18 protein-coding genes are annotated in these 23,657 nt (G+C 41.3%); 2 read left to right on the forward strand and 16 right to left on the reverse strand.

The annotated features are described in order from the left end of the window. Window positions 1-15: 15 nt before the first annotated feature. The 7 genes from mnmA to D0T57_RS08960 form a co-directional block, all read right to left on the reverse strand. Window positions 16-1,086: a tRNA 2-thiouridine(34) synthase MnmA gene (gene mnmA, locus D0T57_RS08930; protein ID WP_163273007.1), complete on the reverse strand. Its 1,071-nt coding sequence runs from the start codon at window positions 1,084-1,086 to the stop codon at window positions 16-18. A gap of 1 nt (window position 1,087) precedes the next feature. After that, window positions 1,088-1,603, reverse strand: coding sequence for a hypothetical protein (locus D0T57_RS08935; RefSeq protein ID WP_163273008.1), 516 nt, complete (start codon window positions 1,601-1,603; stop codon window positions 1,088-1,090). A gap of 36 nt (window positions 1,604-1,639) precedes the next feature. Beyond that, window positions 1,640-2,581: a DMT family transporter gene (locus D0T57_RS08940; protein ID WP_163273011.1), complete on the reverse strand. Its 942-nt coding sequence runs from the start codon at window positions 2,579-2,581 to the stop codon at window positions 1,640-1,642. 41 nt (window positions 2,582-2,622) lie between these two features. Then, window positions 2,623-3,249: a DUF2238 domain-containing protein gene (locus tag D0T57_RS08945; protein WP_163273012.1), complete on the reverse strand. Its 627-nt coding sequence runs from the start codon at window positions 3,247-3,249 to the stop codon at window positions 2,623-2,625. Between the two features lie 14 nt (window positions 3,250-3,263). Continuing rightward, the gene (locus tag D0T57_RS08950; RefSeq protein ID WP_163273019.1) at window positions 3,264-3,818 is read right to left on the reverse strand and encodes a nitroreductase family protein; all 555 of its coding nucleotides are present in this window, start codon (window positions 3,816-3,818) and stop codon (window positions 3,264-3,266) included. 3 nt (window positions 3,819-3,821) lie between these two features. Beyond that, window positions 3,822-4,421 (reverse strand): riboflavin synthase, encoded by a 600-nt coding sequence (locus tag D0T57_RS08955; protein WP_163273021.1) that lies wholly within the window; start codon window positions 4,419-4,421, stop codon window positions 3,822-3,824. 103 nt (window positions 4,422-4,524) lie between these two features. Continuing rightward, window positions 4,525-5,256 (reverse strand): phosphodiester glycosidase family protein, encoded by a 732-nt coding sequence (locus D0T57_RS08960; RefSeq protein WP_221412298.1) that lies wholly within the window; start codon window positions 5,254-5,256, stop codon window positions 4,525-4,527. A 322-nt stretch (window positions 5,257-5,578) separates the two neighbouring features. Here D0T57_RS08960 and D0T57_RS08965 point away from each other — a divergent pair, with 322 nt between their 5' ends. Both D0T57_RS08965 and D0T57_RS08970 read left to right on the forward strand, forming a co-directional pair. After that, on the forward strand, window positions 5,579-7,075 hold the full coding sequence (locus D0T57_RS08965) for an acetyl-CoA hydrolase/transferase family protein (RefSeq protein WP_163273023.1): 1,497 nt from the start codon (window positions 5,579-5,581) through the stop codon (window positions 7,073-7,075). Between the two features lie 101 nt (window positions 7,076-7,176). Then, window positions 7,177-7,857 carry an RluA family pseudouridine synthase gene (locus D0T57_RS08970; protein WP_163273025.1) on the forward strand — a complete coding sequence of 227 codons (681 nt, stop codon included), beginning with the start codon at window positions 7,177-7,179 and terminating at the stop codon, window positions 7,855-7,857. A 690-nt stretch (window positions 7,858-8,547) separates the two neighbouring features. On the opposite strand, the gene D0T57_RS08975 is transcribed toward D0T57_RS08970, so the two are convergent. The 9 genes from D0T57_RS08975 to hisB form a co-directional block, all read right to left on the reverse strand. Next, window positions 8,548-9,405, reverse strand: coding sequence for a gliding motility protein GldN (locus tag D0T57_RS08975; protein WP_163273027.1), 858 nt, complete (start codon window positions 9,403-9,405; stop codon window positions 8,548-8,550). A 21-nt stretch (window positions 9,406-9,426) separates the two neighbouring features. Next, the gene (gene gldM, locus D0T57_RS08980) at window positions 9,427-10,998 is read right to left on the reverse strand and encodes a gliding motility protein GldM (protein ID WP_163273029.1); all 1,572 of its coding nucleotides are present in this window, start codon (window positions 10,996-10,998) and stop codon (window positions 9,427-9,429) included. 38 nt (window positions 10,999-11,036) lie between these two features. Further along, window positions 11,037-11,837: a gliding motility protein GldL gene (gene gldL, locus D0T57_RS08985; RefSeq protein WP_255490551.1), complete on the reverse strand. Its 801-nt coding sequence runs from the start codon at window positions 11,835-11,837 to the stop codon at window positions 11,037-11,039. A gap of 190 nt (window positions 11,838-12,027) precedes the next feature. Continuing rightward, window positions 12,028-14,217: an SUMF1/EgtB/PvdO family nonheme iron enzyme gene (locus tag D0T57_RS08990; RefSeq protein ID WP_163273040.1), complete on the reverse strand. Its 2,190-nt coding sequence runs from the start codon at window positions 14,215-14,217 to the stop codon at window positions 12,028-12,030. Between the two features lie 259 nt (window positions 14,218-14,476). Next, entirely contained in the window at window positions 14,477-18,025 is a 3,549-nt protein-coding gene (gene nifJ, locus D0T57_RS08995; RefSeq protein WP_163273042.1) for a pyruvate:ferredoxin (flavodoxin) oxidoreductase, read from the reverse strand. A gap of 94 nt (window positions 18,026-18,119) precedes the next feature. Beyond that, window positions 18,120-19,310: an ATP-binding protein gene (locus tag D0T57_RS09000; RefSeq protein ID WP_368666910.1), complete on the reverse strand. Its 1,191-nt coding sequence runs from the start codon at window positions 19,308-19,310 to the stop codon at window positions 18,120-18,122. Window positions 19,311-19,529: 219 nt separating this feature from the next. Further along, on the reverse strand, window positions 19,530-20,342 hold the full coding sequence (locus D0T57_RS09005; RefSeq protein WP_163273046.1) for a transporter substrate-binding domain-containing protein: 813 nt from the start codon (window positions 20,340-20,342) through the stop codon (window positions 19,530-19,532). A gap of 14 nt (window positions 20,343-20,356) precedes the next feature. Further along, entirely contained in the window at window positions 20,357-22,429 is a 2,073-nt protein-coding gene (locus tag D0T57_RS09010) for a putative porin (RefSeq protein WP_163273048.1), read from the reverse strand. A gap of 98 nt (window positions 22,430-22,527) precedes the next feature. Continuing rightward, entirely contained in the window at window positions 22,528-23,643 is a 1,116-nt protein-coding gene (hisB, locus tag D0T57_RS09015) for a bifunctional histidinol-phosphatase/imidazoleglycerol-phosphate dehydratase HisB (protein WP_163273050.1), read from the reverse strand. Window positions 23,644-23,657 lie beyond the last annotated feature (14 nt).

Consider the following 23,657-nt stretch of genomic DNA (forward strand, 5'->3'; position numbering starts at 1 on the left):
TTTGCCAAAAGGAAACTAATCGTTTGCTATCATACCGCTTCCAATACATAAGCGGGAATCGGCATCATAGACCACCCCAAACTGCCCGGCAGCTATGCCCTGTATCTTTTCGTCGGAATAGATGCGGTAGAGGTCTTCGATTTTCTCGATATAGCCATGTGTAAATTCGGGTGTATGGCGTATCTTGAAAGTAATATCCTTCCGTCCTTCAAAGTTGCCCCATACATCTTCGGTAATAAAGGAGAAACCGGCAAGGTCTACTATCTTTCCGTATTGGCTATCAGGATCGTAACCGTTTGATACATATACAATATTCTGCTCGGTATCTTTCTTGATAACGAACCAGGGGCCACCACTCAGCCCTAGCCCTTTGCGCTGACCGATGGTGTGGAACCAATAACCATTATGCTCGCCCAATATCTGTCCTGTATCCAGATCGACAATCTTGCCTTTCTTTTCGCCCAGATAACGGCGGATAAAGTCGTTATAATTGATTTTACCTAAGAAGCATATCCCCTGGCTATCCTTGCGTTGTGCAGAAGGAAGCCCCTGCTGCGCGGCTATCGCACGCACTTCACTTTTCAGGAGGTCGCCGATAGGAAACATCAGTTTCGATATTTGCAGGTAATCTATCTGGCCGAGAAAATAAGTCTGGTCTTTTACATGGTCTTTAGCAGTAGAGAGCCACGTTTTGCCACCCAACTCGGTAGTAGTGGCATAATGCCCCGTAGCTATCTTATCAAATTGGTGCCCCCATTTTTGCTCGAAACAGCCGAACTTTATCATCTTGTTGCACATCATATCGGGATTGGGTGTCAAGCCGCGTTTTACAGCCTCGATAGTATAACTCACTACGTTTTCCCAATACTCTTCGTGAAGTGAGACAACCTCCATCTTACAGCCATATTTCTTAGCTATATAAGTCGTAATCTCAATATCCTCTTCGGCAGGACAGTCTATATATCCCTGCTCGTCTTCCATACCTATGCGTATATAGAATATAGTGGGGTCGTAACCTTGTTCCTTGAGGCGATGTACAACGACCGAACTATCGACCCCGCCGGACACTAAAGCTGCTATTTTCATTTTACCAAATTTCCGTCTTTACAAATGATTTTAATGTACCCATACCAAAAGAGAATCCGGCACGGACAAAGAACTGGTGTTCGCCACCTGTTACATTGAAGTCGAACCCGCTTTTCACAAAGAAAAACTTGTAGTCGAAATACACATTAGGAGTTATTATTATCCCATCTTTTCCATGCCTGAAGTTGAACAGGTATCCGGCATCGCAACCTACAAGTATTGTCGCTTTATTTTTATTGAATAACGATTCGCTGAGGAAAGAGGTTATCTGAATAGGTTTGATATTCAATCCTGCAACCGGCGAGCTACCTCCCGTATAATCAATTCCGCTGGCAATAAATGTATTCAGGGGGTTCTTCTTATGCCATGTAGGGAAAGACACGTTGGCAGCAAACTGAAAATCGTTGCCCTTGTCTTTGGCATCGGCATACTGCGCCCCTATCCCTATAAACTGGGCGGAACTCACTAGCGGGAATAACAACAGTAATGATATTATAATAATCTTGATTACTTTCATACTTATGCTTTAATTATTGAAGTACAAAAGTACAATTTATTTTTCTACTACATTCGTCTCTTTTTCCAAATCGGCTTTCGACTTACTCATCGTCACTAGATAAACCCCTCCGAAAATAAGGATGGCAGCAATCAGTTTTTCCAATGTAAACCTGTCCATCCCCATAGAAATAGCAACACCCGAAGCTATCAGAGGTTGCATATTATTATACATGGATATGGTAGTAGGGCGGATGCGGCGCTGCGCCAAAGGTATCATCATATAAGTGAAGAAGGTAGCCCCCAACAATGTGAACGAAAGCAAAAGGTAAGGCAATATATCTGCCTGCTGAAACAATGGTGCTTCGGCCACATACCTGAACCCGATAGGCAGATCGGCAATGGCAGCAAAAAGAAACATCCATTTCATCATGGTTATAGGCGAATACCGTGTAGACAAAGGCCGCGTAATTACCAGATAAAAGGCATAGAACAATTGCGCTCCCATAACTGCCGCATCGCCAAACAGGGGCGAACCGCCCTCGCCTGCCGACGCTATGTTATTACTCGTATAGACGAGGAATATCGCACCTGCACCACCCAGAAGAACTCCTCCGGCTTTCTGCATTGTGATAGGTTCTTTCAAAATAATGGCGGCCAATATCATGGCAAACAGAGGCCCGCTGGTAGTTATTATCGAAGCATCGACCGAAGATGTCTGCCCCAGCCCTATGGCAAAAAGACTCTGGTTGACAAGCATTCCGCTTAGCCCCCCGATAACGAGGATCAGAAAATCTTTCTTCGTCACTTTCTCTTTTTCGGTAAAAAGAGAAACCAGCCAGAAAGCAATAGCTGCAAACCCCATACGCAGCAAGGTCATTGCCATAGGCGACAACAGCCCTTCGGCATATAAATATTTATTTATGGGAATATTCAAACCAAAAATGGTCATCACGGTAAGCATAATGAGATGACCTTGTTGTTTTTGCGAAAGTGTCATTTACGAATAATTTAATATGGCAATGAGCCGACAATAAGACATTAATTACGAGGGCCTTCCCTTTGTGATATTTTTTCTATTTGCCTGTTCTGCAATCGCGAGAACAACAGAAGCATACAAACAGCCCCTATCGTAGCCATAAGCATATCCGACTGGGTATCCCATTCATAACCCTGCATACCGAGAAAATCGTCTGCCCCATCGCCCGATAAGACGGCTACCCACCATTCTATCAACTCGTAGAAAGCACTTATAGCCATACAGATGCAGACAACAACAAACGGAATCCATGATCGCTTCTTAAAAACATCTAAACGGATAAGAAGTTCACGAGCTATCATGGCAGGGATAAAGCCTTGTGCAAAATGTCCTACCTTGTCGTAATTGTTGCGGCTCTGGTCAAACACTTCCCTTATCCAGTCGAACAACGGCACACGCGCATATGAGTAGTGGGCGCCTACAAGAAGGATAATCATATGAATCAGGATAAAAACATACGTCATATCCGTAAACCTGAACTTATTGAAAGTAAAGATAAGGATGGCAACGCCTACAAGGCACATTCCTGCTTCGAGAAACCAAAGCCCGGTCTCATATGCACCGATACCCGACCAAAGGGCTACCAGTATAAAAAGAACGAGTAGTAGCCAATATTTTGCATATCTCATTTCTGTGTGTAGTTTTACTTGTATGTATTGAAGGAAATAATTTCTTCCGGCGATTTACGTTTCTTTTCGCGTAAGGGTTGTGCAGGATAACCGATAACGATATCGAGAACGACGCGTTTATTATCAGGAATAGTCAACAATTTCTTCATTTTCGACTCGGCAAACCAGCCAAGTATGCAACTTCCCAAACCTTCGGCCTCGGCAGCCAGGCAAATATGGGCGGTAGCAATGCCGATATCGAGGAATGCAAAATGCTTATCTTTCACCAGCCCTCCGATTCCCGACGACAGGTTTACCTTTTCTTCTACCACAACGATATGCACAGGTGCCTGTTTGGTAAAGTGATTCATACCCAACAGACGTGCCGAAGCGGCATCGGCCACCTTGTTTTTCAGTTCGGGTTCATCCACTACGATAAAATGCCACGGCTGCGCATTGCAAGCCGAAGGCGACATGCGTCCGGCTTCTAATATGCGAGCGATTGTCTCCCTGTCTACTGTACGCGAAGCATCAAAAGATCGGGTGCTCTGGCGATGGTTCACCAAATCGTAAAATTCTTGCTTATCCATTTTTTAAAGTTGAGTGATGCGGCTGATGTATTTGCCTATGATGTCAAATTCGATATTTACCATACTGCCAACTCTGAACTGGTGAAAATTGGTATGTTCGTATGTATAAGGAATGATAGCGACCTCGAATGTATTATTGGTAGGGGCAACTACTGTAAGGCTCACACCGTTGACGGTAACCGAACCTTTGTCTACAGTCAAATAACCTTTTTTTGCCATTTCGCGGTCGAACTCGTATTCAAATTTGAAATACCAGCTACCATCGGCTTCGCGTATTTCCACACATTTTGCCGTCTGGTCTACGTGACCTTGTACGATATGCCCGTCGAGACGGCCATTCATCAGCATGCTGCGCTCCAGATTTACTTTATCTCCAACTTGCAGCAAACCAAGGTTCGACCGTTCTAATGTTTCCTTAATAGCCGTAACGGTGTATTTATCATCATCGATATTCACGACTGTAAGACATACACCGTTGTGCGAAACGCTCTGGTCTATTTTAAGCTCGTGAGTAAATGAACATTTCATTGTCAAATGCAGGTTTTCTGCTTCTTTTTGCAACGACACTACAGTTGCCGCTTCTTCTACTATACCTGAAAACATGTTACTTACAATTTGAATTAATTATTCTTTTTTCGTTGTGCAAAGGTACATATTTATTTCAGCCTTACACTTTTCTTTTAGCAAAAGTTGGCAAGCAAAAATTTCACCGGGTTATCGCAATCATGACGCCAAATTTGCCATCTGTCTGCACCCAGTCTTTAGCCGGGAAATAGGTACGCGACACATACCCATCCAGATACAAGGCATTGCTACAACCCAGCGACAGGAAATAATCGGCAAAATCGTAGAAATTGACTTTCTCTTTCGACATAACAAAGACAAGCTGTCCGTCGGGAAAAACCCCGACCCCGTTGCGTATATTCAGATTTGCCGATCCGTTCTTGAATGCAGGATGTATTTGCCCGTCAATTACCAGCATAGGCCCCGACTGTGTGGCATATTTCACTTTTCCGTCATTTACGAAGTTGCCAGTTGGACATATTGCCGGCGCTCCATTTTCTTTTATATAAAAAACACCATTGGGTTTCAGATAGAAATTCCCATAGCCTTGTATGGTATCCAATGGGCTCATCACCTTATAACTCTCAATATAAAGCCCTTGAGGTGAATAATCGGGAGCAAACATTCCTCCATTGGCAGCAAATACGAGTGCCCTACCCTCCGCTTCCACAAATTCTTTCAAACGGGAAAAATCCCCCAGATTTTCTCCGTTTTTATCCTTCCAGTAAAATTCGATATTGTTTGAATACGGGTCAACGAAGCAACTAATGTATTTATCGCCGGAAGGATAACCCCCACCCACAATCAATACAGTGCAAAGAGTTAGCAACAAAGACATTATAAGCACTATCAGGATTTTTTTATTATTCAGCATTAATGTAAAGATAGCCAAAAATACTAATTAACACATAACGCCAATACAATTCAATATCCGGACACGAAAATAAGGACACCGCCAAACTACCCAAACCGCCCAAAGTGCCTATATACACACTCCTCCGAAAACTGTTTGCGCACACATATTTAAAAGAAAAAGAAAGGTATATAAACCATTGCAGAAAACTACCTTTTAATACGTCAATCCGTGCATTTTTATTGGCTTTGCTTAGTACATCAGTATTTAATTTTGTACCTTTGCAGCGGCAAAATCAGAAGACCAGAAAATGAACAATTATATATATAAAACACTCTAAACAATGGCTTTAAAATTTATGTCTGCTGAAGAAGCAGCAGCACTTATCAACCACAACGACAATGTGGGTTTTAGTGGCTTTACTCATGCCGGATGTCCAAAAGTAGTTCCGGGATTTATAGCTAAACGGGCGGAAGAAGAGCACGCGAAAGGCAATCCTTTCAAAATAAATGTTTTCACAGGAGCCTCTACCGGCGACAAGCTCGATGGCGTTTTAACAAGAGCTGATGCAATTAATTTCCGTGCACCTTACCAAACAAACAAAAGCATGCGCGAAGCCATCAACAACGATGCTGTAAAATTCTGCGACCTGCACCTTTCTACTATGGCACAGGATATTCGTTACGGCTTTTATGGCAACATCGACTATGCAATTATCGAAGCTTGCGATGTTACAGAAGATGGCGAAATAGTACCTACTTGCGGTGTTGGCATTTCGCCTACAGTAAGCCGTTTGGCAAAGAAAGTTATAGTTGAGCTGAACGCATGGAATCCGAAAGAATTGCGTGGCATACACGACATTCCAGAACCAATGGATCCTCCTCGCCGCCAAGACATCCCTGTTTATGCAGTTCGCGACAGAGTAGGCAACAGCCATATCAAAATCGACCCTGAAAAGATAATAGTAGTAAAAACAAACGAGCCCAACGAAGGTAGCGGATTTGCTCCTGTAGATGAGGTTACAGCCAAAATAGGTGAAAACGTAGCCAATTTCTTTATCAAAGAAATGGCAGAAGGACGTATGCCGAAAACATTCCTACCTGTTCAGTCGGGTGTAGGTAATATTGCAAATGCCGTATTGGCTGCAATGGGCGACAGCAAAGAAATTCCAGACTTCGATGTTTATACCGAAGTTATCCAGGATGCGGTTATCGGGCTGATGGAATCGGGACGCGTAAAATTCGCCAGCGGATGTTCGCTCACTGTAAGCAACCCTTGCATTGAGCATATCTATCAAAACCTCGACTTCTTTAAAGATAAGATAATACTTCGTCCTTCCGAATATTCGAACAATCCTGAGGTTGTGCGCCGTTTAGGTGTGATTGCTATCAATACAGCAATAGAAGCTGACATCTATGGCAATATAAACTCAACCCACGTAATGGGTACAAAAATGATGAACGGCATCGGCGGTTCGGGCGATTTCACCCGCAGTGCTTACGTATCTATCTTTGTTACCCCATCGGTAGCAAAAGACGGAAAAATCAGTTCTATCGTACCGTTGGTAGCCCACGAGGACCACAGCGAACACTCAGTAAAAATCATTGTAACAGAATACGGGGTAGCCGACCTTCGTGGCAAATGCCCGCAAGAACGCGCACAAGAGATTATCAACAAGTGTGCCCATCCGGACTATCGCCCATTGCTACAAGAATACATAAAAAATGCTCCTAAAGGGCATACACGCTTCGATATGTATAATGCCTTCGCATTCCACGAAGCATTTATGGAAACCGGCGATATGAAAAATGTAAAATGGCGTAAGCCAAATAATGCATAAGCACAAAGAAGCTTAAAAAGCACAATAAAGAAAAGCCTTCCGATATGATTTCGAAAGGCTTTTTCTTTGTAATTTTGCACGCAAACCAATATATGCAATAAATGACAGTCCTTTACGAAGACAACCATATAATAATAGTAAATAAAGATGTTTCGGAAATAGTGCAGGGCGATAAAACCGGAGATAAGACGCTCGCCGATACTGTGAAAGAATATCTGAAAGAGAAGTATAATAAACCGGGTAATGTATATCTGGGAGTCGTACACAGGCTCGACCGCCCAACAAGCGGAATAGTGGTATTTGCAAAAACAAGTAAAGCCCTTCCCCGTCTCAACGAAATGTTTAAAAACAAGGAAATAAAGAAGACCTATTGGGCCATAGTAAAAAATGTGCCAGAGAAGCCAGAAGGCACATTAAGGCATTTTTTAGTCAGAAATGAGAAGCAAAACAAGTCGTATGCATATGATACTGAAAAGCCAAACTCGAAACTGGCAATACTTCACTATAAATTAATTGCCAAATCGGACAAATACACCCTATTGGAGATCGACCTGGAAACCGGACGCCATCACCAGATTCGTTGCCAACTTGCCAAAACGGGTTGCCCCATAAAAGGAGATTTAAAATATGGCTACGACCGTTCGAACCCGGACGGGGGAATAAGCCTTCACGCACGCAAGATAGCTTTTATTCATCCTGTATCTAAAAATGCAATAGAGATAGAAGCTCCTGTGCCAAACGAAAAATTGTGGCAAATCATGCAAAACAGCACAAATATATAAGAAAAGTATTTACTGTATTGCCCTATAATTAACAATCTATATATCAATGAGAAAAATATTATTTAGAATTTAATTGTTTTAATTTGAAAAATTAAAACAAAATTGTAATTTTGCATTACTAAGCAGTAATAGTAGATAATACACAAACAGAGCTATCAGTAACACAAACGAAATACTACTGATAAATATATACAATTTAAGGGAACTGTATATTTCCAGAACATTAACATATAGATAAATAACAATCATAATTTTATCAGATAGTAAATATCAGAGGATAATTCAATCTATCATAGAGATATAAAACCAATGCTAAGATATATTCGGATATATTGGGCATTTATTACTCCGGCAATGGCTTTCTGAGATAAATACGCTTTGTATTATTGCTTGTGAAAGTAGTGATTTGAAGCTGCCATTGAACATCTTATGCATTGGTTTTTTTTGACAAAAAGAAAGCGGCAGAAAATATTCCTGCCGCTCTTTTTATATGCGTTTACTTAGTAACTGTTTAAATTTTATACGAATACTTTATTATTACTTTTTCTTCATTCATTTTCAGTCTGTTTTCGGCTAATTTCCCCCTTCACTCAGCTCAAGTAGCCCGCTACTATCGCTTCGCGCATGAAAAAATTATCTCTAAAACAGTTCTAAAAATTAGAATGAATAAAATTTAAACAATTACTTATTTTATCTTCTATTTTGTGCTGCATAGAACTTGGCTTGAATGTAATCCAATTCATTCTCTATGCGTTTACGCTCATTAATCAGATCTGTCATGTCAGGGAAATAACGTGAAAGTTGCCTCATTCCAACTTGATAGATACAACCTCTGTACCATCTGTTGCGTATAATATCAAATATCGAAGCATTGCTCAATACAGGAGTAATATGGGCTACAGCAACCGGCGATTTAGCTCTTGCCAAATATACGCTCACATCATCAAAAGCAACCCAGAATAATGGATAATATTTTCCTTTTTCGAAAAGAACCGGACATATATGTGTTACCCTCACGTCTCCTTTAAAAGTCTTAATATCGAAATACCATCTCTCTTTCACCAGATAATGCGAAATCTTATCGGACGGAACATCCTCCATTTTATATGCCAAAGAAGCACTATCGGCAGTGATCATATTTTCATAAAGCAAGGCTTTAGAGTCTAATGCCATATAAGCAGATTCGTCGGGATAAGCATCATACTTGTAAGCTTTTACCGTATTCGTACTGATTAAGTTGATCAATATAGAAAACAGGTTTGCTCTGGTTTCAGACGAACGGTTTGGCCAGAAAAACGTTTCATTACCTTCAATATCCGCAAGTTGACGAAATATTTCCCTCGACCATATTGTTGAAGAATAATCATTCATTGAATTTTCCATCACATGGAGTTCGCGAGTAGATATATCTGTAACCTGGTCTTCTATAGTATTAGTCACCACATCTACCTGATCCAGAATCCGAGGTCCGTTATCCGCCTTATTTTGAGCAATAAGCGAACCGGAAACAAACAGGCTGCATAAAAATAATGAAACTAAATATTTCATAATATCGTATTTTTGTGTTAATTAATTTATTCTTACTTCCATAGGGTAAACGTCCCGCTCTATTCCATCAGGCCCTTTTGCCTTGATGCCTGTAATAAAGAACTGGGATCCCCTTGTCATTTTTCTTATCTGATCAAGCTGTCGTGATGAGAAATTAGCACCTTCCGACATTTCAGGGCTTACATTGCCCATAGCATCTATGGCAATAGTTCTAAACCTCAATATTTGAAATGGTATATTCAATATTCCGTCATCTATAGAGGCTTTTATTCCTGTTGTACCTAAGATTACAGATCTGGCCAAAGCTCCTTTCCTGAATATCTTAGTATTACCATTCTGGTCTTTATATTCTATGTATGGCAATGGTTCAGGCAATGCCCGTATTCTAAACTCCTTAGACGCAATCTGCTGGTTTACTCCGTTGACATTGGCTGAAACAGAAATCATAAACTTCTTTCCAATATTAGACGGAGATGGTTTTGCAACCCACAACCCGTTAGCACTTGGAGTTAATGTACCCCCATCAACAACTCTGGCCGACACATCTTTTGTTGCCACCCCGGGAACCGATATGCTTACAGGGTTATCAATACCGGCATATACAACATCCATGAGAAGCGGAGCAATAGTAGCCATAGGCTCCATTACTGTATATTGCTGTTTAAATTCCCGTCTGAGAGGATTGCCCATTCTATCCATCAATTCGATAAAACCACTGAATGACTGGGTGCCTGTCCCTCCTGCCGGGCGCTGATAAGAACCATTATTTTCGACAGGCAACTCTTTGCCGTCAATTACTATTCTGGGGCGCTGAGTAGTATCTACAGCCGCCAATATGATGTTAGCTTTATATGTAGTACCTCTCATCACCATATTCGACTGAGGTATTACAAACGCCGTTAATTCATTCACTCTTATATCTTTGACATCAATACTTTGAGCCAATGAGTTTAAAACTTCTCCTTCTGCCTGCCGAAGATTTAATTGCATTTCGGAGAGAAAAGACAGAGTTGCAATACTTGGCATTTTTTCGAATGTAGCTACCAGCCAGGTTTTCCCATCTTTTTTCGCTCTTTGCGAAGGCTCAGTAGAAAGTGTTTTGGCAATGATACTCCTTTTCGACTCATCTTCTATCTGCAAAAGAATGGAATCGCGATATTGGTCAATTCTTCTTTTCAATTCATTCCCCTTTCCTCTGACAGGGGATAGCATGACTTCCGAAGCTGCATCCAAGTCATCTTTTGCATCCAGATTATTCACATCAGCATCAGAACCATCTGTTTTTTTTGCTATTTCTACCTTTAAGTCCTGAATATAATTAAATAAAGAATTTGTCTGAACCTTTACATCGTTAGCTTTATTATACGCATCTTCTGTTTTCGTGGAATTTGCTTCATATGATGCTGCAATATCCAAATATATTTTCTCATTTCTTTCTTCAGCTGCTGCTATTGCATCCTGAAGCTTATCATTCATCAATACGAACCCATCAAGTACCTCGGTCGATATATTCAAGGCTAACATTGCGATGAAAACGAGATACATCAGATTTATCATCTTCTGCCGCGTCTGTTGCCCTTTTGTTAATGCCATCAGTTCTTAACTTTTTAATTTACAGCCGATAAAACCGACTAAAAATTATTATTGTTCATATTGTTGTTATTTGTTGTCATTGCTTGTAATAAGCGTGCATAAACGTTATTCAAGGCTTCTATATGCCGGGTCATCTTGGCAGATTCCTCTTTAAACATATAGCTATCTCCAATAGCCCCATCATATATATTTTTCATTCGCAGCAAGCTATCATTAATGTACCTGATAGTTGACATTTGCTCTGTTATAGTTTGTAGCTGGCTACTGAAAATCTCATTTAGTCCGCTTACATTTTTATTTAATGTAGCCAGATTCTCTGCAAATCCGTTATCTCCTGATACAGATTTATAGGCGTCCAACAACTCCTGAGACACACCTTTCAGCGATTGAACAGTTTCGGTAAAGCCCTCTAAATCTTGGTTTACTACAGGCATAGAAGACGCAGGAACAGACATAGAAGGTGTATAATTACCCGAAGGACTCCCTTGATGTCCAATGGAAGCACTACCTCCTGACACAACGCCAGTTGGCGTTGAAATGCTTGCACCCGCACCTACTGAGCCAACAGTCCCCCCTCCTCCGACAACAATTACAGAAGAGCCTCCTGTTGTTCCCGGACTAGAATTTGCACCAGAAGCTACAGAAACTTTTCGTTGTTTTATATCATCTTCCGGAATATCCATATCGGGGATGGCGCTACCTGTTCCAACTACAATATTTGCATTTACATCCGAATTTGCAGCCGTTATAGTAGCATAGTCAAGCCCTGCTATAAGGAAGACAATCACTTCAACGATCATTCCTCCCATTAGAACCCAATTGCCCCAAGAAACATGCATAATTTTAAACATAGCACCTGCAATTACAACAGCTGCGCCCCAACTATACAGGACATTAAATAATATCTGCCCTCTGCGACTAGCCAGAAATTGTTTAAAATTATGCATCTTGCTCATAAGTGTAGTATATTTAATTCGATAATTTTTTCAGATCTCTAAAATAGAACGAATAATTAAGAGATTTATTATATTATCTGAATCGTCCTTTATTATCAACGCCCCAGGCTCTCACGCATCTGAACCCGATAAACGAACGGCCTTTATCCTGAAACTCGACAGAACGCTCTCCGCCTCTTACTGTAGCATCTTTCCAAGAACCTCCTTTTATTATCTTACGTTTAAGGATAGCCGGGTCAGACAATACTGCACGATAGCTAAAATCAGGATTTGCTTCATCGGCCATCTTATCTACAGATTCGGTGAAAGTTGTGGTAGTCCATTCGGCAACGTTACCAGCCATATCATATAGTCCGAAACGGTTTGGAAGGAAAGTCGCTACCGGCGAAACCAAGTCTTTCAAGTCTTGAGATGCTCTAAAGTTGGCATGAGCCAATCCATCGGTAGTATGAGTTTCGTTCGAGTACCAAGGATAATCCAATTCCGAACGTCCGTTGCGAGCTGCAAATTCCCATTCTGCTTCCGTCGGCAAGCGGTATCCCTCAAAACCTTCTGTTCCACATTTTGGATTTGCCATATATTGTTGGGTACGCCAAGCACAATATGCGTCAGCAGCCTCCCAGGTAATACCAACTACAGGGAAATTATCAAACGCTTTCGACCTGAAATATTGTTCAACATATCTTTCACTCTTTGCGTTCGCGAAGTCTGTCATCCAGCTCATTTCGTCCGGATATATATTTACAATATATGTATTGGTAAAGTCAGCCTTATCGCCATAAGATATTCTTGACAATGTTTCGCGCACGATATCACCTCTGTTTGTAACATAAGCAGTATCTTTTGTTATCACAATAGATTCGGCTTCATTGTCGCGCACCTTAGCCAAGAATGCATAATAGCTTTTTGTATCAAACCAGTCGTATTGATAATTGATTACCGATGGTATTATACCATTCTTATCTGTACCAACAACCGATGCAATAGCTTCTGCTTCTCTTGGTGTAGGAGCTTTCCAAGGTATAGGTTTCAACCAGTTTATGCGCTGTTTGATATCAGACACATTTACATTCGAAGAATCCGGACGTACCAGAACTTTATATGTAGGGTCTCCGCCATACATAGGGTCAGCCAGTCTTTCTCTGATAATCGAATCTCTCACCCAATATACAAATTCGCGATATTGCTTGTTCGTAACTTCAGTCTCATCCATCCAGAAAGGACTCACAGCTACCAGTTTGCGCGGAACCGAGTCACCCCAAAGAGGGTCGATGCCTGTACCCATTTCTATATTACCTCCGGGAACAAGAACCATATCGTCGCAAGCACGAGCTATATTGTAAGGAAGGTTCAAACGTGTTTCGAGAGCTGGGTCGATATATTTAGGCTCACCAAATTTATATGTAACCCCTAGTGTTACCTGGCCGATACCATTGTTACTCATATCCCCATTTTGTCCGTCGAAAGAGTCATTTACCATAACTCCACGCATCTCACCGTATCCATAAATATTTTTATAAACTTTTACGGCTCCGTGCATACCAAAACTAACACCCATAAAGGTATTATTCAAGGTTCCTCTATGTGCAAAACGTTGATACCAACCGATACCCAGGAATGGATAGAATTCGAATACTCGGTGAGGCTTATAACCTTGTATCAAGTTCAATACATTAAGTGAAACATCTCCCGATGCACTGAAATAGCGAAGATGCTGCATATAAAACTTCTCATTCTCACCCCACTTAGGACGGTAAACCGGCTCGCGAGAACCATCAACAGGAACACGGGCATAAGACCCGTCAGGCCATTCTGACACAGTCATTGGCGGGTTTTCGAGTTCTTTCCACCCCATATAATCCCATGATGGGTCTTTTGTTAAGCGGCCAACATCATCGCCTCCTGTACCATCTTTCCACCATCTGGTATAAGTTCCGTTCCATCCATCATTGAATCCATGCAACGATCCTCCGGAAAACTGTACACGAAGAGTTATTATATTACCCATACGACGACCGATTGTTAAAGTCGGAGCCATTGTCAATCTTTTGTGAAGGCCTATACGGTTTCCAGGCACTCCATTATCATCTTCTCCGAAATAGGTTTGGGCACCTAATCCTAAAGAGATAAACCATAATGGATCCTTAAGCAAATATTCGTTCTTCGAGGGAACCGAATATTGCCCAACGCCTCCAGTTTGAGCTAAGGATGCTACTGATACGCAGATCAATAGCAGTGAAGTCAGTAAAGTCTTTTTGTTCATATATTATGTATAAATATTACAACTATATATCAGGTGATGCAAAGATAATACTTATTTTTCAAATTATTAATGTATGAATATATTAAAATAGTCTTTTTAAGATTTGGACACGTGATGAAACAGGAGAGAAACGCGCTCTAAGAAAGGTGTACAAGCACCTATTAGACAATATTTTACAAAGACTAAAATAAACAAAAACGGAACCAGGCATTTACCCGGTTCCGTAATTTGAAAGTATCGAATCGTGTTCTTTTTAACTTTATGCTTCAGAGGTATTTACATCCGCTGCCATACGTTGATAGCTCTTATATCTCCACATTGCATTTTCCTGTGCTGCTTTGTAGAGTTCCTGAGCTTCAGAAGGGTTCGATTTTTGCAATGAAGTATAGCGAACCTCACCTCCCAGGAAGTCTTGGAACTTACTCCAATCCGGCTCTTTGCTATCCATTGTAAATGGATTTTTGCCCTCTTCTTCCATCATTGGGTTGTAACGCCACAAATGCCAGTATCCACAAGCAACTGCTGCCTTCTCTTCATCTTGGGCATGTCCCATACCTCTACGCAATCCGTGGCTGATACATGGAGAATATGCTATAACCAAAGATGGGCCTTTATATTCTTCAGCTTCTTTGATTGCCTTCAAGCATTGCCCCTGATTAGCACCCATAGCAACCTGAGCGACATATACATATCCATAGGTAGTAGCAATCATACCAAGGTCTTTCTTCCTCACTTTCTTACCTGCGGCAGCAAATTTAGCAACTGCTGCTACCGGTGTAGATTTTGAAGATTGGCCTCCTGTATTAGAGTAAACCTCGGTATCGAGTACCAGAATGTTTACATCTTCGCCCGAAGCGATAACATGGTCGAGACCACCGAAACCTATATCATAAGCCCAACCGTCACCTCCGAATATCCAGATAGAACGTTTGATTATATATTGTTTCAAAGAGTAAATTTCTTTGCAGTAATCGCAATTTTCTTTCTCTTTTTCCAACAACGGCATGATTTGAGCGTGCAGTTCTTTTGTTTTTTCTGCTTCATTCTTGTTCTCAATCCACTCTTTATATAATGCTTTCAATTCAGGCGAACATTTATCGCAATCCTGAGCCTGAGTCATCAATTTAACAAGCCTGTCGCGCATGGTCAGGTTTGCCAAAGCATATCCCATACCAAATTCAGCATTATCTTCGAACAGAGAGTTAGCCCAAGCCGGACCTTTTCCTTCTTCGTTTTTACGATATGGTGTTGCCGGTGCAGAACCTCCGTATATTGACGAACAACCTGTTGCATTTGCAATCAACATGCGGTCGCCAAACAGTTGTGTAATTAACTTAACATAAGGGGTTTCTCCACAACCGGAACATGCTCCTGAGAACTCGAACAATGGAGTTGAGAACTGAGAGTTTTTCACATTCAGCTTAACATCAACCAAATGAGCCTTGCTCTTCACGTTCTTAACCATGAAGTCCCAATTTTTTTGCTCCTCGAACTGAGTTCCGATTTCTACCATCTTAAGAGCAGAATTACCTTTCTTGCCCGGACAGATATCAGCACAGTTGCCGCAACCAAGACAGTCTAATACGTCTACTTGTATGCGGAATCCCATTCCTTCGAACTGTTTTCCTTGTGCTTTCAGCAAAGTTATATCCTGAGGTGCTTTTGCCTGTTCGTCGGCATCTAACACAAACGGACGGATAGTAGCGTGAGGACAAACATAGGCACATTGGTTACATTGAATACAGTTTTCGGCATCCCAAACAGGAACGAACGCTGCAACACCACGTTTTTCGTATTCAGTTGTACCATGATCCCATGTACCGTCTTCGCGGCCTACGAATACCGATACCGGCAGGTCGTATCCTCGTTGTGCATTTACAGGGCGGACAACTTTCTTGATAAACTCAGGTGCATCGTCTTCTTCCGGCTTGCCAATTACTACATTAGCCCATTCTGCAGGAACTTCTACTTTTTCTACTTCAACACCGCGGTCTACAGCTGCATAGTTCTTATTTACAACGTCTTCACCTTTCTTGCCATAAGACTTAACGATGAATTTCTTCATTTGCTCTACAGCAAGGTCGTAAGGTATTACATTGGAAATTTTGAAGAATGCTGATTGCAATATTGTATTTGTGCGTCCGCCAAGGCCAATTTCGGTAGCAATCTTCGTTGCATTGATGATATAGAAATTGATATTGTTTTCTGCCAGATATTTTTTGATGTGATCCGGTAGGTAATTGCCTACTTCTTCTTTACTCCATACAGAGTTCAAAAGGAATGTACCGCCTTTTTTCAAACCTTTAGTTACATCGTAAAGGTGAAGGTAAGCCGGAACGTGGCAAGCCACAAAGTTTGGTGTATTTACCAAATATGTAGAACGGATAGGATTGTCGCCAAAACGAAGGTGAGAAGCTGTAAATCCTCCCGACTTCTTAGAGTCGTATGCAAAATATGCCTGACAGTATTTACTTGTATTGTCACCGATAATTTTTACTGTATTTTTGTTTGCACCAACAGTACCATCCGAACCTAGTCCGTAGAATTTAGCTTCGTATGCCGACTCGTCTACTGCTACCTCCTCTTTCATAGGAAGAGACTTGAATGTAACGTCGTCGACGATACCGATAGTGAAATCGTTCTTAGGCATAGGTAACGCCAGGTTTTCGTAAACCGACATTATTTGAGCCGGAGTAGTATCTTTAGACGAAAGCCCATAAATACCACCAACGATAACCGGAGCGTTTTCTTTTCCGAAGAAGCTGTCCTTTGTATCCATGTACAATGGTTGTCCCGGTGCTCCCGGTTCTTTCGTACGGTCGAGTACTGCAATTCTTTTAGCTGTTTTAGGAATAGCACCAAGGAAAGCCTCTACTTTGAACGGACGATACAAGTGAACTGCAACCAATCCTACCTTCTCGCCTTTAGCATTCAGGTAATCAACTGTTTCTTTGATAGCCTCTGTTACAGAACCCATAGCAATGATTACCCGGTCGGCGTCTTCTGCTCCGTAATAATCGAACAGGTTATATTTACGTCCTGTGATTTTAGATATTTCAGCAAGATACTTTTCTACTATTTCGGGTACTGCATCGTAGAATTTATTAGCAGCTTCGCGCGACTGGAAGTAGATATCATCATTTTGAGCTGTTCCGCGAGTAACCGGATTTTCAGGATTCAAAGCTCTTTGACGGAATTCAGCCAAAGCTTTTTGGTCGATCAATGGGATAAGATCTTCTTGATCCATCTCCTCTACCTTTTGAATTTCGTGAGAGGTACGGAAACCGTCGAATATATTCATAAACGGAATACGGGCTTCGAGGGTAGCCAGATGAGGCACGGCCGACAAGTCCATAACTTCCTGCACCGAACCGGAGAAGAACATTGCAAATCCTGTTTGACGTGCTGCCATTACGTCTTGGTGGTCGCCAAATATAGAAAGTGCCTGAGCTGCAAGAGCACGAGCTGAAATATGGAATACGCTAGGAAGAAGTTCCCCTGCAATTTTATACATATTAGGAATCATCAACAACAGACCTTGCGAAGCTGTATATGTAGTTGTCAACGCTCCGGCCTGCAACGAACCGTGTACTGCTCCGGCAGCACCTGCTTCCGATTGCATTTCCTGCACTCTCAATACTTCGCCGAATATATTCTTACGTCCGGCGGCAGCCCATTCATCAACGTATTCAGCCATAGTTGACGACGGGGTGATAGGGTAAATCGAGGCTACTTCGCTGAACATATATGAGATATGTGCAGCGGCCTGATTTCCGTCACATGTTAAAAATTTCTTTTGTTTTGCCATACTTTTAGTATTTGTTGATTTACTTTCTTTAATTGACCTATATATAATCGAAACAAGGCTAGCCTTGCCTCATTTGATTTGATTGCAGCGCCAGTTAATACAGGAAGCCGAACAGCCAGAGTGGAATAATATTTTTCTCGCCTTTCTCCAGTGTCCCCACCGCATAAAGTGTATCAGGCTTATTTTTACCTCTTCCTTTATTTCCTTCTATCTTAAATTTATATTTCTTCCCGTTATTCTCTACTATGAAACTACCCTCTTTTGCGCCTTTGTTCAACTTGCTGTCGCTATGGTGTATCTGGTTGTAAAAGAATGTTTCTCTCAATGCCTGATCTTCTACCGGATCCATTTTCAGGGGGAACATCAGGTTTGTATTGTGCATATATACCAAATCCGGTTTTTTGGGAAATTCATCCCCTTCGCTATACAGCATATTTATCAAACGGGCACTTTTCAGGTATTCCAGATAATTGGTAACTGTAGCTCTTGATATTTCGCAATCTATACTCAACTGGCTGATATTAGGCTTACCCGGCGCAAACTGGGAAATAAGGTAAAGCAATTTCCTCATCTTAGGCAGGTATGCCTGCTCTATTTGCCTGATGGAAAGAACATCGACCTCAAGCATCATATTTACCGTTTTCAGCAGGTTTTCCGAAAAATTCCTCTTTTCCAGGAAAAATGGGTAATAGCCATGATGCATATACGACCACAAATGATCGAGTGGGTTTACCTGTGTACAAATATCTTCGGCTATACGATGATGATTCTCTATGATGTCTTCCAGCGTATAATGCTTAAACTTTTTGTCGAGTATGGTATTCAGAAACTCACGGAACGAAAAGCCGCGCAGGTTATAAACCTTTACTATCGAAGATAACTCTTCGTCGCGCCCAAGTTTCATCACGGTAGAACCCGAAAAAACGATCTTCAAATGCGGAAACCGTTCATAGCAAATCCTCAACTCTTTCGACCAATTGGGATACTTATATACCTGATCCAGCAACAATGTTTTCCCTCCCCGTTCGACAAACTCTTTTGCAAAACTGGTCAGAGAGCGCACCGTAAAGTAGAACTGGTTCATATTGATATAAAGGCAATCTCTGCGGTCGAGATTAAAATATTGCTTTGCATATTGAAGCAGGAATGTTGTTTTCCCGACTCCACGCGTGCCTTTTATAGCAATCAAACGTTGAGACCAATCAATTTGATTCATTAACAACCTGGGAATCAACCCATCAAGGTGTTCTACTAAATACCTATGTGTACGAAAAAAAGGTTCCACAAATTTTTGCTATATTAAACTCGACGAAGATACTCTTTTTTCATGGCATTGCAAAGTACAGATAGCAAATTTAATCATTATTTTCGCAAAAAATGGAAGAAATAATAAATATCGGTATTATAACTATCACTAAAATAGATTAGGACAAAATATAAATCAATATTATCAAAAATAGATTTTTTAGATAGAAAATTCTAAATCGGATTCGGAGAGGAATAATTATTTATAATATTTATCGTACAGGCTTTTATACTGTTTTGTATTCTTTACCTGCTTTATCCAGACATTCATAGAGTCGAGCAAAACCGGCGACTTATCGCTTACCGCCCACGCTTCGAGATGGGTAAAACCTATAAGCGTAGTATAATCAATTTCGGGCAACGAACGGGCTACTCTGGCTGCAATCATCTCGTCGCATACAGCAAAATCTATATCTTTGGCAGCCACCATCATTACTAGCTGCTCAGCCCCGTACAGTTTGTCTTCTTCGATATAAATCGTATCGCCTATTTCGTGCGAAAGGTTGTTTATCCGCAATATTGCAGGCGAATTGAGTGGGACATACAATGTCTTTTTAGCTAAGGCCAGATGGCTGCGAAGTGGTTCTACTCCATCATTAAATTCTTTTTTGCGTTGCACGAGTACCTGACGGTTTTCGGTAACAGGTTCGGTAAAGCGCAACGACTCCCGCAATTCCGACGTTATTGGTATATTGCGTACAAGCACGTCATACTTACCAGATTGAAGCCCTTCTATGCTTTTATCCAGACTGGATTCCAACAACACCTCAACCCTGAGAGGAATACGGGATTTCAGTAGCCGAAGTAATTCGTAGTTGAACCCTGCAATTGTGTCTCCGGATACATAGTAACCAACCGGGCTATAATCGGTAACGACCTTCAAGACTCCGGCCTTTTCTATTTGCGCAAAATCTTTAGGTTCCTTATTCTTCCCTATTGCCACCCATAAGGCTACAAACATTACGAGAATAGGTGAAAACATCAAGAAATAAAGACTTTTTTTCTTTTTCATAGCCGATAAATGGTTTAATTGTTAAACTGCCACGATATACCCATTTTCAGTATGCTCGGATTGACCGGATAACGGAACAAAGAGAAAGATTCTGCATTACCCATGCCATTCAAAGCATTGTAATACATAATGAAGAAACGCGTATATTTAAGGTGCAGGTTTGCATATGCAGTAACTAGTGGGAAACCGCCCAATTTCATTTCATCCTGGTTGTAAAACTGCATAGTCAACGGCTCGTAACCAGACATATAATATTTGGAATGATAGCGAACATCGCCACCAAGCTGCACTGTGAGCACTTTTGCTATCTTTGTTTGCAAGTATATGTTTGAGTATGCACTTATAGTAGGCAAAGGAATTACCTCATCTTTCGATGTTTTCTGGAATACGAGTTGATTATCCCAATGGAATATGCCTGCCTTGAAATTCTGGTCGAGCCTCAAAGCTACCACCTGCACACTACCCGAGTGCTGGGCGATAAGCCTGTTTGCACCGTAATATATATAATTCTGGATATTTTCTACGCCTCCGCTTATTTTAGTCGACGAAAACGAAAATTCAGGGAATACTATTTCACCGCCAACATATACTCTACGGGTATCATCAAGCCCTAGGTTTGACCAGTTCCAATACTTTGTCGAAAAATTATTCTGAAAAAAGTTCGGGCTAATATTTTTTATGTAAGCATTCGCTTTTGCCGAAACCTGCTTGCCAAAAAGATTAAGCATGGTAGAAACCTCGCCTTCCGCTTTGAAATCACTATTTAAGAAGTCTTTTTCGACAGTAGCCCTATAGCGAAGATATTTTCCTTTTTGCTTGGATAATACACCTCCTACTATCAAGGCATCTTCGCTCTCGCGCCCTCGCAATCCGGGTATAGCACCAGGTATAGAGTATTTCCTCATATCGTATTCTACAAAGGCAGTAAGCCCGAATTTCATCCAGTTGCGGAAACCTTCGTTCATCGCCAGCGCGAAAGTATTCTTGAATGAATAATATGACATGAAATCGTTTATGGTTTCCATATATTTTACACCAGAAACATCTTCCCCGTTAAAATTATATGGAATATATAAACCATCTAAATTGCCATCGTCGGACGTAATACGTCTGCGTTGGTCTGTATAATGCGTAGTAAGAATTGCACTTGCCAGAGGAACATAGTTCTCTTTCTTGCGCCAAGCCATTGTAGTATCGTTCACCGCATATTGCTCCATATCGTTGCCTAAATCGTAACGATTGGTAACATAGAAATGCCGCCCCCGCATTTTATTTTTGGTATTCTCCATACGGGTGGGAATCACTTTGGTATCGCCATTATAATTGTAACCCTGGCTTATTTGCTCCAGATCGGGATTGGTAATGAATAAAGTATCTTTTATACCTCCATTTTCTATATTGGTGAAGTTGTTGTTGTGAAAAAAGGCATGCATCTTATATTTATCACCTATATAACTGGCTGTAAAATCGTAGCTTATCTGTTTATTAGACAAAGAATTATAGTAACCTCTGGAATAAAGGTAATCGAAATCGAACCCTACATTCAGCTTTTTATTCAGGTTCATAGACAATACGGTCTGCAAACGCTGCTCGGCAGACTTACCGCCGCCACCTGTCTGGTATTTGGCATTAGAGTATGGAATCTTTGTATTGAGGAATTCCTGGTCTTCCGGATTCTTTCGCCACAGGTACATGGCATCCAGAAAATTGAAACGAGATGGTTCGGGACGATCGAAAAAGATCTTCGATTGAGCGGGCGAACCCACATTTCCCAAATATCCCATAGCTACGCCCTGCCCATCGACAAGCGAGCTTTGATGAAAATTGTACAATACTGTATCGCGTGGCACAAAAATACGCTCGCCCAAACGCGGAGTTATTTTCCATGCATAGATATTGGGGACATCTACATGAGTTGTATCTATTTTAGTTTCACTCTTGGGGAACAACTGCTTCTCGACCGGCAACGAATCTGCGGCCATAGCCTCAGCCTTCTGCGAAGGCCTTCTCGGCGCCCTTTGCTGCGCCTGAACAACCTGACAAGCAACCGCAAATAAAAAGAATGCTAATAGTATATATTTTTTCATCGGTGCAAACTTACACAAAAAATGAAAAATGAGACGTTAATCTTTCTATAAATAACAGGTTAGACCTGCAATTTATTGCCCCAGACTTATTCTCCTTATCAAATCATGCCTTTGGTAGAAGGTAGTTCGTAGTTGAATATATCGCGTTTTTTAGCCATTTTTATAGCTCTTGCCAATGCCTTGAAGATGCCTTCTATTTTGTGATGTTCGTTTGCTCCTTCTGCTTTTATATTCAAATTCATTTTGGACGCATCGCTCAATGATTTGAAAAAGTGCAGAAACATTTCGGTGGGCATATCTCCTACCCTTTCGCGGTGGAACTCGGCATCCCATACCAGCCACGGACGTCCTCCGAAATCGAGGGCTACACTGCACAGGCAATCGTCCATCGGCAAACTGTAGCCATAGCGTTCGATGCCTCTTTTATCGCCCAGAGCCATATGTAATGCTTCGCCTAATGCCAGAGCAGTATCTTCTATAGTGTGGTGTTCGTCTACATCGAGGTCGCCTTTTACGCTGATAGTCAAATCCATACCGGCATGCTTACCTATTTGCTCTAGCATATGGTCGAAAAAGCCCAATCCTGTAGATATATCGCAACTGCCTTTGCCATCCAGATTAAGGGATATATAGATATCCGTTTCCTTCGTTGTGCGCTTAACTTCGGCTTTTCGTTCCCCGGCAAAGAGAAATTCGCTTATGGCATCCCAATCTGTAGACTGTAATGCACAAACATCCTTTAGTTCGATAGGAATTTCTACATCTTCCCGAAGAAAAATGGCTTTTGCTCCCAGATTTTTAGCCAATTCTACATCTGTCAGGCGGTCGCCGATAACAAACGAATGAGCCAGATCATAATCTTCTGTAAGGTACTTACCCAGCATTCCTGTACGGGGTTTACGGGTAGGCGCATTATCTTCAGGAAAACTTCTGTCGATAAGAATATCATCGAAAGTAATGTCTTCGCCCTGCAATGTTTTCATCATCAGGTTATGAACAGGCCAGAAAGTATATTCAGGAAAAGAATCTGTACCCAACCCATCCTGATTGGTAACCATTACAAATTCGAAATCCAGATTTTTGCGGATAAAATATAAGTTACGGATTACTTTGGGATAAAACTCCAGTTTGCCGTAACCATCTAGTTGGTAATCAATTGGCGGTTCTACTACTATTGTACCATCACGATCTATAAATAATGCTCTTTTTTTCATTTGTATAAATTTAT

The sequence above is a fragment of the Dysgonomonas sp. 511 genome, assembly GCF_010501105.1.
Lineage (GTDB): Bacteria > Bacteroidota > Bacteroidia > Bacteroidales > Dysgonomonadaceae > Dysgonomonas.